This window comes from Pseudomonas sp. AC252 (assembly GCF_979258105.1).
Genome location: NZ_OZ409837.1, coordinates 3,724,677 through 3,737,439, shown reverse-complemented (window position 1 = coordinate 3,737,439; position 12,763 = coordinate 3,724,677). Strand labels below are relative to the sequence as shown.

The 12,763-nt window shown below is 59.5% G+C and carries 14 protein-coding genes; 3 read left to right on the top strand and 11 right to left on the bottom strand.

Going from position 1 to position 12,763, the window contains the following annotated elements; genetic code table 11:
- Nucleotides 1-176: 176 nt before the first annotated feature.
- The 3 genes from ACZZZ4_RS17095 to ACZZZ4_RS17085 all read right to left on the bottom strand — a co-directional run bounded on the left by ACZZZ4_RS17095 (nt 177) and on the right by ACZZZ4_RS17085 (nt 3,723).
- A protein-coding gene (locus ACZZZ4_RS17095; protein ID WP_463548282.1) for an IS3 family transposase occupies nt 177-1,696 on the bottom strand; the annotation gives its coding sequence in 2 pieces (ribosomal slippage) (nt 177-1,231 and nt 1,231-1,696; 1,521 coding nt in all).
- Nucleotides 1,697-1,859: 163 nt separating this feature from the next.
- A complete protein-coding gene (locus ACZZZ4_RS17090; RefSeq protein WP_463549283.1) occupies nt 1,860-3,224 on the bottom strand; it encodes a DNA recombination protein RmuC in 1,365 nt (454 codons plus the stop codon).
- Between the two features lie 175 nt (nt 3,225-3,399).
- Nucleotides 3,400-3,723 (bottom strand): SEL1-like repeat protein, encoded by a 324-nt coding sequence (locus tag ACZZZ4_RS17085; RefSeq protein ID WP_024012181.1) that lies wholly within the window; start codon nt 3,721-3,723, stop codon nt 3,400-3,402.
- Nucleotides 3,724-4,635: 912 nt separating this feature from the next.
- Here ACZZZ4_RS17085 and ACZZZ4_RS17080 point away from each other — a divergent pair.
- The 3 genes from ACZZZ4_RS17080 to ACZZZ4_RS17070 all read left to right on the top strand — a co-directional run bounded on the left by ACZZZ4_RS17080 (nt 4,636) and on the right by ACZZZ4_RS17070 (nt 7,031).
- Nucleotides 4,636-4,860 (top strand): hypothetical protein, encoded by a 225-nt coding sequence (locus tag ACZZZ4_RS17080; RefSeq protein WP_016773719.1) that lies wholly within the window; start codon nt 4,636-4,638, stop codon nt 4,858-4,860.
- A gap of 270 nt (nt 4,861-5,130) precedes the next feature.
- Nucleotides 5,131-5,613, top strand: a complete 483-nt coding sequence (locus tag ACZZZ4_RS17075; RefSeq protein ID WP_024012180.1) for a hypothetical protein — start codon at nt 5,131-5,133, stop codon at nt 5,611-5,613.
- A 146-nt stretch (nt 5,614-5,759) separates the two neighbouring features.
- Entirely contained in the window at nt 5,760-7,031 is a 1,272-nt protein-coding gene (locus tag ACZZZ4_RS17070) for an OmpP1/FadL family transporter (protein ID WP_463548281.1), read from the top strand.
- Nucleotides 7,032-7,241: 210 nt separating this feature from the next.
- On the opposite strand, the gene ACZZZ4_RS17065 is transcribed toward ACZZZ4_RS17070, so the two are convergent.
- The 8 genes from ACZZZ4_RS17065 to cobU form a co-directional block, all read right to left on the bottom strand.
- Complete coding sequence (locus ACZZZ4_RS17065; protein WP_463548280.1) at nt 7,242-7,802, bottom strand: glutathione peroxidase; 561 nt, start codon at nt 7,800-7,802, stop codon at nt 7,242-7,244.
- Nucleotides 7,803-7,856: 54 nt separating this feature from the next.
- Nucleotides 7,857-7,979, bottom strand: a complete 123-nt coding sequence (locus ACZZZ4_RS17060; protein ID WP_268747873.1) for a hypothetical protein — start codon at nt 7,977-7,979, stop codon at nt 7,857-7,859.
- Complete coding sequence (locus tag ACZZZ4_RS17055; protein WP_415763276.1) at nt 7,976-9,184, bottom strand: MFS transporter; 1,209 nt, start codon at nt 9,182-9,184, stop codon at nt 7,976-7,978. The genes ACZZZ4_RS17060 and ACZZZ4_RS17055 overlap by 4 nt, the downstream gene beginning before the upstream one ends.
- Before the next feature lie 52 nt (nt 9,185-9,236).
- A complete protein-coding gene (locus tag ACZZZ4_RS17050) occupies nt 9,237-9,641 on the bottom strand; it encodes a MarR family winged helix-turn-helix transcriptional regulator (protein WP_016773714.1) in 405 nt (134 codons plus the stop codon).
- Between the two features lie 175 nt (nt 9,642-9,816).
- A complete protein-coding gene (locus tag ACZZZ4_RS17045) occupies nt 9,817-10,539 on the bottom strand; it encodes an adenosylcobinamide-GDP ribazoletransferase (protein ID WP_463548279.1) in 723 nt (240 codons plus the stop codon).
- A 1-nt stretch (nt 10,540) separates the two neighbouring features.
- Nucleotides 10,541-11,116 (bottom strand): alpha-ribazole phosphatase family protein, encoded by a 576-nt coding sequence (gene cobC, locus ACZZZ4_RS17040; RefSeq protein ID WP_463548278.1) that lies wholly within the window; start codon nt 11,114-11,116, stop codon nt 10,541-10,543.
- On the bottom strand, nt 11,113-12,168 hold the full coding sequence (gene cobT / locus ACZZZ4_RS17035; RefSeq protein ID WP_463548277.1) for a nicotinate-nucleotide--dimethylbenzimidazole phosphoribosyltransferase: 1,056 nt from the start codon (nt 12,166-12,168) through the stop codon (nt 11,113-11,115). The genes cobC and cobT overlap by 4 nt, the downstream gene beginning before the upstream one ends.
- Complete coding sequence (cobU, locus tag ACZZZ4_RS17030) at nt 12,165-12,686, bottom strand: bifunctional adenosylcobinamide kinase/adenosylcobinamide-phosphate guanylyltransferase (protein WP_039763697.1); 522 nt, start codon at nt 12,684-12,686, stop codon at nt 12,165-12,167. The genes cobT and cobU overlap by 4 nt, the downstream gene beginning before the upstream one ends.
- Nucleotides 12,687-12,763: the final 77 nt, after the last annotated feature.

Below are 12,763 nucleotides of genomic sequence, written 5' to 3'. Positions count from 1 at the left end.
ACAGCGGAAGGAGGTGCAGCGAAGCAAACCGGAGCCGCTGCGCCCGGATCGATCCCGGAGCGAAGGGACCCGAGCTTGCGAGGGCCGAACGTAGGAGCAAGCGTTTTTTTGCTTACTTTTTTTAGGCGCGGTGCGTGTCAACGTATCTGTCGCTTCACGGCTGTTTTAGGAGTCTATTACGCCCTTGTTTCAGGGCGCTCTGGATTCAGGTAAACAGCGTTTGCGAGTTTCCAATTACGTACTTCGCCGCTCCAACGGCTGGGGTTAGTTGCTTTGGCTGCCTTGTAAAGATTCTCCCGTGCCTGCAGTAACGCAGGTGCCTTGCCTTCGTGACGCTCATTGGGCGTCACGTATTTCAAGGCGCTATGACGATGCTCGTCGTTGTACCACTCAACGAATTTCTGCACCCAGAGTCGTGCTTCCGTGAGGTTGTCGAAGGGCCGCTCGGGCCACAGCGGGCAATACTTAGCCGTACGAAAAAGCGCTTCGGCATAGGCGTTGTCATTGCTTACTCGGGGTCGGCTGAACGACGGTTCGACGCCCAATGCAATCATGCTTTCTCGAAGAAGCGAGCCTCTCATTACGTGACCGTTGTCCGAGTGCAGTATCAGCGGACGACCCGCCGTACGCTCTCGTAAGCATCCTTTTTCAAGCAGTACGCATGCATATTCTGCGCGTTCGGATTCGTGTACTTCGTTGGTCACTAATTTGCGGCTATAGATGTCTTTGACCATGTACCAGTAGTAAAAGCGACCTTTAACGGTGGTGGGTAACCACGTGATATCCCAACACCAAACTCGATTTGGGGCATCAGCACAATGTGTGGTCAAAGCTCGGCGCTTCGGAGCTTTGGCTCGGCCTCGACGGCTATTCTGATTTGCCTCTTTCAGCACCCGATAGAATGTTGATTCCGATGCCAGATAGATACCTTCGTCAGCTAACTTCGGGACAATCTGGTGCGGTGTCAGACTCGCGTAGCCAGGTTGATTAGCAGCATCCAAAACAGCCTGACGCTCTGCGACGCTGAGTTTGTTGGACGGTGCTTCGCGCTTGATGATCTGGCGCTTGTCGGCTTCGCAGTGTCGCCAACGCTGAACCGTCCGCAAACACAGCCCGATCTCTTTGCATGCACGAAACCGACGAGCACCACTTGCTACTGCCTCAGCGATCAGGCCCAAAGCCTGCACACGATCAGGGGCGCTGATCAGCCTTCCTTGCCCTTGCCCCAGATCGCATTGGCTTTTTTTCTGAGTTCCAGTAAAGCGACCGCCTCCTTGCAATCAGCATCGGATCGAAGCAGTTGTCGCTCCAGCTCCTTTATCCGTATTTGCTCGGTGGTCGGTTTTTTGTTGGGCTGAGGCTCCATCGCAGTGTTGGCATTCTGGCAAGCTTGGCGCCATTGCTGAATCTGCTCAGGATAAATGCCCTTGATTCGGCAATATTGTGAAAGCTCTACCTCGCTCAACGGCGCGGTTTCCAGAACGGCGTTGAATTTGTCGGCGCTGGACCACTGATTGCTGGTTTTATTATTCCCAGGAACAATCAATCCTTTATCTCTAGCCATTTGCCTCCAGTTTCGCAGTGACTGTGGGGTGACGCCGATTGCAACGGCGAGCTCTGCTACGGAACGGTTTAAGGGCGGCATCATTTGAAGAACAGCCCAGTCTCTGAAGTCATCGTCATAACGCTTCGGCATTGCTAGACACCTTCGCCCCCATGAATGGTTGAGTCAATCAACAGAGGTGACAGGTAGGCTGACACGGGGGGCGTTTGTAAAAAAAGTGAGTCGCCGTAAGGGCGAAACCGCCAGCCGCATCACCGCAGCAATGGATATGCCCCCAATCAGCCAAACAAAGCTTTTACTCAGGCAACTCAACCAACCCATCAACGTCCGTCATCGCCCGCTCCAGCAAATCCGCCGGCAAGCTCTTGCTCGCCCGCGCACCGAGCAACTTCAACTGCTCACTGCGGCTGACCAGATTACCGCGCCCCTCTGTCAGCTTGTTACGCGCCGAGCTGTAAGCCTTGTCCAGTTGCTGCAGACGATTGCCCACTTCGTCCAGATCCTGAATAAACAACACGAACTTGTCGTACAGCCAGCCCGCGCGCTCGGCGATTTCCCGGGCGTTCTGGCTCTGCCGTTCCTGCTTCCACAGACTGTCGATCACCCGCAACGTAGCCAACAGCGTGGTCGGGCTGACAATCACGATATTGCGGTCAAAAGCGTCCTGAAACAGCGACGGCTCAGCCTGCAATGCCGCAGAAAACGCTGCTTCGATCGGTACGAACAGCAAAACGAAATCGAGGCTGTGCAAGCCTTCCAGACGCTTGTAATCCTTGCCGGCCAGACCTTTGACATGATTGCGCAGCGACAACACGTGCTGCTTGATCGCGATCTGCCCCAACGTGTCGTCATCAGCCGCAACATATTGTTGATAGGCCGTGAGGCTGACTTTCGAGTCGACTACCACCTGCTTGTCGCCGGGCAGATAAATGATCACATCGGGCTGGAAGCGCTCACCGTCCGGGCCCTTGAGATTGACTTGGGTCTGATATTCGCGACCCTTCTCCAGACCTGCATGCTCAAGAACGCGCTCGAGGATCAGTTCGCCCCAATTGCCCTGGGTTTTCTGGCCCTTGAGCGCGCGAGTCAGATTGGTCGCTTCGTCGCTCAGACGCAGGTTCAACGCCTGCAAACGCTCCAGCTCCTTGGCCAGCGAGAAGCGCTCGCGGGCTTCGGCCTGGTAGCTTTCTTCAACGCGTTTTTCAAAGGACTGGATGCGCTCTTTCAACGGATCAAGCAACTGCCCGAGCCGCTGCTGGCTGGTTTCGGCAAAGCGCTGCTCACGCTCATCGAAAATCTTGCCGGCCAGCTCGGCGAATTGCGCGCGCAGTTCGTCGCGCGAGCCTTGCAGGTCGTTGAGACGTTGTTGATGGCTTTCCTGTTGTTCGCGCAGCTCGGCACTCAGCGAGGCGGCATGGGCGTCGAGGCGGCGCAACTCGGCATCCTTGTTGGCGCGTTCGAGGTTCCAGGCGTGGGAGGCGTCGCGGGCGTCATCGCGCTCGATCTGCAGCAATTCCACTTCGCGGCGCAGGGCGGCGAGGTCTGCCTGTTTGGCGGCATTGGCCTGGCCGAGATCGGCGATCTCATCGCGGCTGGCTTCAAGCTGCGCGGTGAGGCCATCCTGGGCCAGTTGCGCCATGGCCAAGCGCTCTTCGAACAAGGCCAGATCGGCCTGGGCATTGCTGGCCCGGCGTTGCAGTTGCCAGGCCAGCGCCAGCAGCGGCAACCCTGCCGCCGCAAGACCGAGCAATACGCTGGTCAAGTCCATAGCCATAGCGACTCCTGCCAATCGGATAAAGCCTGAAGGTTAACCAAGGTGTCAGGGCTTGGACAGCTCAGTCTTCGATCAGACCGAGTTCCTGCTGCGCGCGACGGTCACCGGCACGGGCGGCCTGACGCAGCAACTCCTGACCGATACGGCGGTCACGGGCATTGCCGCACTCCCGGCAAATCAATTGGCCGAGACGGCTCTGTGCAGCGACCACACCTTCACGGGCCGGTTGCTTGAGCAGACGGCCAGCGAGGTGTTTGGCGCTGGGACTGTCACTCAGACGCGGCGCATCGAGCAGCCACTCAGCCACACGTACGGAAAAACGCTTGGGAGCGGTCACGGAGGTCGGATTGGAGGTAACAGAGTCTGATACTGAGCGAAACTTCATAAAGCACTGCGGGACAGATCGGAAGGCGCGCCACTTTACTCTCTTTTTCTTACAGGTAAAGTCGAAAAAAACCCGGCACGCCCGTCCTAGAGCAAGCGCTAGGGACAATCCACAGAAGCTGTGGATAAGTCAGTGGACAACCGCTCTCTGATCCTCGCAAAGCCTTATGGAATGGGGCTCGCAGTCAAACTGACGATTTTTTCACCAACAAAAAAAGACGATATTTTTCATTGACTTAAACTTTTGATACAGGCAGCGACTGGAGTCAGGATCGATGTGACAGTTGCGTTACGCTCTGCGCAACTAATGTGCACAAGTACCTGTGAGCCGGTTATATGCGTGCGCTTTTTCGGGTCATTTTGCGCAGCTGCGAGCGACCGAAAGGCTCTGCGAAAAGCATGCACGCCGACGGACGGTGCGACACGACCTTTCCCTGTGATCCTTTTTTTGGTCGTGGGGTTTGCTTCGCTCGAACGGATCCGTTACTATCCGCGGCGTTAGTACCAAGCTGAAAGTCAATTCCGGTCGAACATCTCCCCACGGTCAACTTCCAAACAAGAAGCTACTGCCGAAAAAAGCGGGAACGACCCCTCGATGGTTTCCAGGTAAATCTTGCGACGACACTGCCTTTGAATGAAAGCAAAGGGCGTTGCGAAGAACACTTACTCTGACCGAACCAACCTGCAAATTGATCAGGATCTTCACCCCGGGCCCAGAACCTTTGCCCTCGCTGTGATGCCTGTCCTCCTAAGTACCTACCTGCCAGCCCAAGCGCGCTCACTTATCAGCGCTTCAAACTGGCTGCTTTGTTCCAGTCGGGTTCTTCGTTCGATCAATGGTGATCAACGTTACTGGAACGTTTTAACGTTGCACGGTTCTTATCCGTGTCATTTGTAGGAACACCTAATAACTATGTCTACTCAAATCCAGACTCAGGATGCCATTCGCACCCTAACCAACGCTTTTGCTCCAATGAACTGCCTGATCATGGCCGCTCGCAAAGGCTGCTTCAGCTTCACCGTGGTCAATGAACACGGCATCGCTCGTCACAGCGAGCGTCTGTACCCCGATCAATACTCCAGCGCCGAACCGCTGCAGGCCGTGATCGAGCGTACCCGGCAGGCACTGGTTGCCTGAAAGCCGGACAGGCTGCAAAAGCAAAGCCCTGCTGAAAAGCGGGGCTTTTTATTGCCTGATATTTCACTGTTAACGCTGCGCTTCTAAGCAGGTTCCGATCTAACGCCGGGAAAGCCATGGCGGAAATATTTTAAAAACAGTCCTTTACACGCTGAATATGACACTACACTTCAACTCAAGCGGCGTGACCCGCTTGCGGCGAGCCTGAGTCGATCCACAGCTGCCAAAGCCCTTCAGGACTCGCCCTCAACAACAAGAACCGAGGGTGTTATGGGTATCGCTGCCAGCGAACTGTGCCGCTATGTGATCCGTCCCACATTGATCTATCTGGGACGCCACTGCGCAACCGCCGAATCCCTGCTGCTGGGTATCGCTGCCAGCCAGTCCGCCCTCGGGTCTGCCCTGCATGACCGCCGTGGCCATGGCCTCTACCGGATCGCCGAGCATCGCCATCAGGCACTCTGGGACGATTATCTGGCGCTCGATCCGGAGCGCGCCAGCCTGGTGCGCGGCTTGGCCAGTCAGCATGCGTTCCTCAGCGGCCCGCATCTGGAACTGACCGTCAACCTGCGTTACGCCACGGCCATCGCCTGGCTACTGGTGGAAGAACAAAACCCCACCCTCCCCGCTCCGACCGACCTGCTCGGCATGGCGCGTATCTGGCGCCAGACCTTTCAACCGCAAGGCCGTTTGCGCGACTTTACCTATGCCTGGCAAACCTGTGTTTCACCGCTGAATCAGGTCGCTTGCTGACCGGGCGGTTTCACAAGTTCTCCCATCAGGTCGCCATTTTGGTCGGATTGTCCTACAAAACCGCTCTAACTCAAGGCATACAGGCTATAGCGCTGGGACGAAAATGTTGGTAATTTTCGCCCCGGTGATCACCAGGAGTTCTAATAATGAAAAAAGTCATGCTCAAAACCACCCTTAGCCTCGCCGTTACCCTTGCCTCTACACAAATCTTCGCGGCAGGTTTTGCCCTCAACGAACAAAGCATCAGTGGCATGGGGACTGGTTTTGCCGGGCGATCTTCTTCTGCCGACGACGCAAGCACTGTTTATGGCAACCCGGCCGGCATGGCGCGCATCAAGCGCGAACAGGTCACCGGTGGCGTCGCCGTTGTCGATGCACACACCGATATCAGCAACGCCAGCTCCAGCCCGAATGGCGGCAGCAACAAAGGCGACATGGTGCCCTTCACCGCTGTACCTATGGGCTTCTATGTAAAACCGATTGATGATCACTGGGCATTCGGTCTCGGTGTGTACGTGCCGTTCGGTCTGATCACAGATTATGAAAACGGCTTTGCCGGTCGTTACTTCGGCAGCAAGTCCGAAGTACAAGTCATCACCTTCCAGCCAACCGTCAGCTACGCCTTCAACGACAAGGTGTCGATCGGTTTCGGCCCGACCATCAACCGCATCGACGGCGCGCTGGAATCCAACCTGTCGATCACTCAGGCACTGCCGGATGGCAAGGTCAAGATCAAGGGTGACGACACCGCGCTGGGCTACAACGTCGGTTTGCTGGTCCAGGCCACTGACACTACCCGCCTGGGCCTGACCTATCACTCCAAGGTCGACTACAAGCTCGAAGGCAACACCAAGGTCAACTACGGCGCGCTGGCGCTCGTGGGTGTCGGCGCCAACCAGAAGTACGACGCTTCGCTGAAGATCACCACACCGGAATCCGTAGACTTCTCCATCACCCAGGCGATCAACGATCGCTGGAATGTCTACGCCGGTACCACCTGGACTCGCTGGAGCCAACTGGACAAGATCACCGTGAAGAACTCCGGCGTGCAGCCTCTGCTGGCCGGTCAGTTCGGTTCGATCAACGAAGACCAGAATTGGCATGACTCCTGGGCCTACGCCGTGGGTACCTCGTACCAGTTGAACAAGGAATGGGTACTGCGTACCGGTCTGACCTTCGATCAGTCTCCGACCAACAATGAAGACCGCTCGCCGCGTATCCCGACTGGCGACCGTACCATCTTCAGTATTGGTGCCGGCTGGAGCCCGACCGACGATCTGACCATCGATGTCGCGTACTCGTACCTGAAAGAAGAGTCGGTCAACATCCGCAACGAAAACGCTCGTGGCCAGACCTACGATGCCAAGTATGAAAACTCGGCAAACGGCTTCGGTGTCGGCGCGACTTACCGCTTCTGATGCTCGATGGCGAGGCTAACCCCTCGCCCACTAAAAAGCCCCGCTCTCTTTACAGAGGCGGGGCTTTTTCTTGCCTGCAACTTTTCACTGGAACGACTAAATCACCCTTGTGGGAGCGAGCCTGCTCGCGAAGGCGGTATGTCAGATGTAGATTTGCTGGCTGACACACCGCTTCGCGAGCAGGCTCGCTCCCACAGGGTAAAGCATGAGTCAGTGAGTCAGCGGTTCGGAGGCAATGGCCTTTTCGATCGCGGCGATAAACTCGGGGTCATCCGGTTTGGTCAAACTGGAAAAACTCGCCACCACCTTGCCCTGCCGGTCGACCACGTACTTGTAGAAATTCCACTTCGGCGCACTGCTCTGCGCGGCCAGCACCTGGAACAGATGCGTGGCGTCGTCGCCGCGAACTTTCTGCGGCTCGGTCATGTTGAAGGTCACGCCGTAGTTGGCGTAGCAGACCTTGGCGGTTTCGGCGCTGTCCTTGGACTCCTGCTTGAAATCGTTCGACGGCACGCCAAGCATCTCAAGGCCTTGCGCCTTGTAGCGCTTGTTGAGCGCCTCAAGGCCTTCGAACTGCGGGGCGAAACCGCAGAAGCTGGCGGTATTGACCACTACCAGCGGCTTGTCGGCGTACTGCTTGCACAGATCGATGGATTCCTTGGCGCGCAGCTTCGGCAGCGAGCCTTGCAGCAGCTCAGGACAGTCGGCAGCCTGGGCCAGGCCAGTCAACGCCATCAGCAACGCGGGAACAGCACACCAGCGCATCAACATATCGAACTTCCTTGGGCAGTCATCAGGCTTTGACGTTACTCGCCACGCTGCGATCTAGCAAATGCTCATGCCCAACTGCATCAGCGCCAGACCGCCGCGCTGCCAGCCCCACCACACCAGCGCCAATAGCGCTGCAGCGACTGCGGTGACGGCGAATCGCGCGCAGATCCGGCTCATGCTGCGCTCGCAGCGGCTTGCAGGCGCGCCACCGGACGCTCGCGCACCGGCCAGTTCAGCGCCGCCGCGAGCAGGCTCAAGAGAACCGCCACTTGCCAGATCAAGTCATAACTCCCGGTTCGGTCATACACCACTCCGCCCAGCCAGCCGCCAAGGAAGGAGCCGAGCTGATGGAACAGGAAGACGATGCCGCCGAGCATGGACAAATTGCGCACGCCGAACAAGGTCGCCACCGTACCGTTGGTCAACGGCACCGTCGACAGCCACAGGAAACCCATGGCCATGCCGAACAGATACGCCGTGGTGGTCGTCACCGGCAACCACAGGAACAGCACGATCACCACTGCGCGCAACAGATACAGCGCAGTCAACAGACGCGGTTTGGACATGCGGCCACCGAGCCAGCCGGCGGTGTAAGTGCCGAAGATATTGAACAATCCGATCAACGCCAGCACCGTAGTGCCGACACTGGCGGGCAGATGCTGATCGACCAGATACGCTGGCAAGTGCACACCGATGAACACCACCTGAAAACCGCAGACAAAAAAGCCGAACGCCAGCAGCCAGAAACCGGAGTGCGAGCAGGCTTCACGTAGCGCTTCGCCAAGGGATTGTTCGTGGCCAAGCACCGGCAGCGGCTTGTCTTTCAGCATGCTCACCAGCGGCACAATCATCGCCACCAACAGACCCAGCACCAGCAATGCGGCGGACCAGCCGAGCCAGCCGATCAAACCGAGCGTGCCCGGCAACATGGCGAACTGGCCGAACGAACCGGCGGCGCTGGCGATACCCATGCCCATGCTGCGTTTGTCGGCCGGGACAGCGCGACCGACCACGCCGAGGATCACCGAGAACGACGTGCCGGACAAACCAATGCCGATCAACAGGCCGGCGCTCAGCGACAAAGTCATCGCCGAGTCGGACAGGCCCATGCACACCAGACCCAGCGCGTAAAGCACGCCGCCGACCAGCACCACTTTCGCTGCACCGAAGCGGTCAGCCAGCGCACCGGTGAATGGCTGCGCCAGGCCCCAGATCAGGTTTTGCAGGGCGATGGCGAAGGCGAACACTTCGCGACCCCAGCCGAACTGTGCGCTCATCGGCGACAGGAACAGACCGAACCCGTGGCGCACGCCCAATGACAACGCCAGGATCAGCGCACTCCCCAGCAACACCCAACCGCACGTCCGCCACATCGTTGTCATTGTTATTCTCCAGTCGCGGGTATATACCCGCTTGAGCGCGAAGAAACCGGCGTCAGGCCAGTTCGTCGAGCAGTTTGAGCAAGGTTTCGCGCTTCTCGGCACCGAGCCGGTCGATCAGCCGTTGTTGCGCCGCTTCCCACGCCGGCAATGCCGCTGCCAGGCGCTGCACGCCGGTTTCGGTGAGCCGGACGATACGGTTGCGCATGTCCTCGCCTTCGGCCAGCGCCACCAGACCTTCACCCTCCAGCACACGTAGATTGCGCCCGAGAGTGCTGCGATCCAGGCCCATGGCCTCGGCCAGTTCGGAAATGCTCGGCTGCTCCAGCCGCTGCAGATTGCACAGCAGAGAATACTGGGCAACGTTGATCCCGAAGCCGTCGAGAGCGCCGTCGTAATGCCTGCTGACGCCACGCGCGGCGCGACGCAGGTTGGTGCACAAACACTGAGAAGGAAGCATGATGCGTGTATATACCCGCGAGTGTGTTAAATCAAGTTACAGATGAGTTTACTCTGAACATCATTGCTGCCGGTGAGGCCGCCTTCGCGAGCAGGCTCGCTCCCACAGGGGATTGCATTCCGAAGGTGGGAGCGAGCCTGCTCGCGAAGGGGCCGGCATCATCTACGCAAATCCTTCAGACCAAAGCGAGCCCCACCAACACCCCCATCTCCAGCAATTCCAGCAACGCCCCCGCCGTATCCCCGGTCGTCCCGCCCAGCCTCCGCATCATCAACCGCCGCAGCCAGACAAACCCGACCAGCGAAATCAGCACCGCGCCGATACCCGCGATAAACACGCAGCCAAGCGCACTCAACCCCAGCACCCACCACCCCGCTCTAAGCGGCAGATGATCGGCCAGTGCCTGGCCCAAGCCACCTGCACGCACATACGGCGTAGTCAGAAACAACCCCAACAGCGCCGCTCGCCCCAGTACCGGCACGGTAATCAGCGCCAGGGTATGCCCTTGTTCGATCAGTGCCAGCAGCGCGGCAAATTTGAGCAACAACACGAGCACCAGCGTGACCACCGCAATCGGCCCGCTGCGGGGATCTTTCATGATCGTCAGCGTGCGCTCGCGATCACCGAAGCCACCGAGCCAGGCATCGGCGCTGTCCGCCAGGCCATCGAGATGCAGCGCCCCGCTGAGCAACACCCACAGGGTCAACAACAGCGCCGCATGCAGCAACATCGGCGCGCCGGCAAGCAGCAGATTCAACGCATAGAGGATCAGCCCGAACAACAATCCCACCAGCGGATAGAACAGCAACGACCGGCCAAGCTGTTGCGGCTCGGGCATGCCCGGCAGGCGAATCGGCAGGCTGCTGAGAAACTGCAAGGCGATCCACAGCGGCAACATCTCAGTGACCTTCCTTGAGCGCGCCGTCAGCCTCGACCGTCAGCGCAAACAGCGCGCCATGGCCGACTTCGACATTGAGTAACTGTTCGCGCGGCAGCCCTCGCGCCTGCGCAAGCAACAAGCGCATCACACCGCCGTGGCTGACCAGCAGAATCCGCTCGCCGGCGTACGCCGCCTGCAACCGCGCGATAGCCGCCAACACCCGCGCCGAAAAATCGCTGACCGGCTCACCCTGCGGTGGCGTAAATCCATAGGGATCAGCCCAGAACAGCCCCAGCGCTTCGGCATCCGTCTCCATCAACGCCGCCGCGCTCTGCCCTTCCCACGCGCCGAAATGCAGCTCTTGCAGATCCTTGTCCAGATGTACGGACAGGTTCAGTTGCTCGCCGAGTTCAGCAGCGAAGCGCGCGCAGCGCTGCAATGGCGAACTGACGATGCGATCCCACGGCCCGCCTTCGACCACCGCTGCACGCATCTGCGTCCAGCCGTTTTCAGTCAGCGCATCGTCGAGGCTGCCGCGCAGGCCGCCGCCGAGTTCCGTTTCGCCGTGGCGCAGCAGGTCCAGGCGCAGGCTCATGCCGGGCGATCCGCCACGGCTGCTTCGGCGAACGTCGCCATTTGCCCGTGCAGGTCACAGGCCAGACGCAACAACGGCACCGCCAACGCCGCGCCACTGCCCTCGCCCAGGCGCAGGCCGAGTTCCAGCAACGGTTCGGCGCTCAAGGTTTCCAGCACGTGGCGATGGCCCGGCTCGGCACCGCGATGGCCGAACAACAGCCATTCACGACAGGCCGGATTCAAGCGCACTGCGACCAGCGCGGCGACGGTACAGATAAATCCGTCGACCAGCACCGCGATGCCGTCCTGCGCGCAGGCCAGATAAGCGCCGACCAACGCGGCAATCTCGAAACCGCCGACCTTGAACAGCGTCTGCAAGGCGTCGCCACGCTGCGCGGCATGCAGCGCCAGCGCGCGTTCGATCACTTGCGCCTTGTGGCTGACGCCAGCGGCATTCAGCCCGGTACCGGGCCCGGTCAGGTGCGCCACCGGGCAATCGAGCAAGGCACAGGCCAGCGCACTGGCTGCAGTGGTGTTGCCGATGCCCATTTCGCCGCCGATGAATAACTGCGTGCCGGCGGCTTTCGCGCGCAAGACGCTGTCGCGACCGGCCTGCAGGGCCAGTTCGCCCTGCGCCTGAGTCATCGCTGCCCCCTGAGCGAAGTTCGCCGTTCCCGCGCCAATGTTCAGATGGCGCACGCCGGGCAGATTCAGCGTCGGATTCACCGTGCCCAGATCGACCACTTCCAGCTGCGCGCCGAGCTGACGCGCCAGCACGCTGATCGCCGCGCCGCCGCTGACAAAGTTGAGCAGCATTTGTCCGGTGACTTCCTGCGGATAAGCCGATACGCCTTCGGCTACCACGCCATGGTCGCCAGCGAAAATCGCGATCCAGACTTGATCCAGCGTTGGCTTGAGCTGACCTTGCAGACCGGCCAGTCGCACGGCCACCGATTCAAGGCGTCCCAGCGAACCGGCCGGTTTAGTCAACTGCTGCTGGCGCTCGGTCGCTTGCGCAACCATCTCCGCATTCACTGTTTTGCACGGGTTCAGCCACCAGGTCGGGCTCATAACGCAGGTCCTTTCAAAGTCAGGGGCAGGCCGGCGACGGTCAGGACAACGCGCTGACAACGCTCGGCCAGAGCTTGATGCAGCCAACCGGCTTCATCGACATAGCGGCGGGTCAATTCGCCCAGCGGCACGACACCCATTCCGGTCTCGTTGCTGACAAAAATGATTTCACCCGGCAACGACGCCAGGCAATCGAGCAAGGCTTCCCGCTCGGCGGCGAGACGTTCGGCGTCGTCGAGCATCAGCAGATTGGTCAGCCACAGGGTCAGGCAATCGACCAGCAGGCAGCGCTCGGCGCCGGCGGATTCGCGCAGCACGCGGGCCAGTTCCAGCGGCTCTTCGATCAACGCCCATTCAGCCGGGCGGCGCGCGCGGTGATGGGCGACGCGCTGGTTCATTTCGCCGTCCAGCGGCTGGCTGGTAGCGATGTAGGTCACCGCGAGATGGCTGTCGCTGGCGAGTTTTTCCGCCAGACGACTCTTGCCGGAGCGGGCGCCGCCGAGGATCAGTTGGAGCATGGGTTCATCCAAAAATGTGTGGTGAGACAACCGGCCCCTTCGCGAGCAGGCTCGCTCCAACCGTTGATCGCAGTTCC

Coding starts and splice junctions, on each gene's coding strand:
- ACZZZ4_RS17085 (WP_024012181.1), bottom strand. CDS start 3,723: ATGAAGTTTCGCTCAGTATCAGACTCTGTTACCTCCAATCCGACCTCC.
- ACZZZ4_RS17080 (WP_016773719.1), top strand. CDS start 4,636: ATGTCTACTCAAATCCAGACTCAGGATGCCATTCGCACCCTAACCAAC.
- ACZZZ4_RS17075 (WP_024012180.1), top strand. CDS start 5,131: ATGGGTATCGCTGCCAGCGAACTGTGCCGCTATGTGATCCGTCCCACA.
- ACZZZ4_RS17070 (WP_463548281.1), top strand. CDS start 5,760: ATGAAAAAAGTCATGCTCAAAACCACCCTTAGCCTCGCCGTTACCCTT.
- ACZZZ4_RS17065 (WP_463548280.1), bottom strand. CDS start 7,802: ATGTTGATGCGCTGGTGTGCTGTTCCCGCGTTGCTGATGGCGTTGACT.
- ACZZZ4_RS17060 (WP_268747873.1), bottom strand. CDS start 7,979: ATGAGCCGGATCTGCGCGCGATTCGCCGTCACCGCAGTCGCTGCAGCG.
- ACZZZ4_RS17055 (WP_415763276.1), bottom strand. CDS start 9,184: ATGACAACGATGTGGCGGACGTGCGGTTGGGTGTTGCTGGGGAGTGCG.
- ACZZZ4_RS17050 (WP_016773714.1), bottom strand. CDS start 9,641: ATGCTTCCTTCTCAGTGTTTGTGCACCAACCTGCGTCGCGCCGCGCGT.
- ACZZZ4_RS17045 (WP_463548279.1), bottom strand. CDS start 10,539: ATGTTGCCGCTGTGGATCGCCTTGCAGTTTCTCAGCAGCCTGCCGATT.
- cobC (WP_463548278.1), bottom strand. CDS start 11,116: ATGAGCCTGCGCCTGGACCTGCTGCGCCACGGCGAAACGGAACTCGGC.
- cobT (WP_463548277.1), bottom strand. CDS start 12,168: ATGAGCCCGACCTGGTGGCTGAACCCGTGCAAAACAGTGAATGCGGAG.
- cobU (WP_039763697.1), bottom strand. CDS start 12,686: ATGCTCCAACTGATCCTCGGCGGCGCCCGCTCCGGCAAGAGTCGTCTG.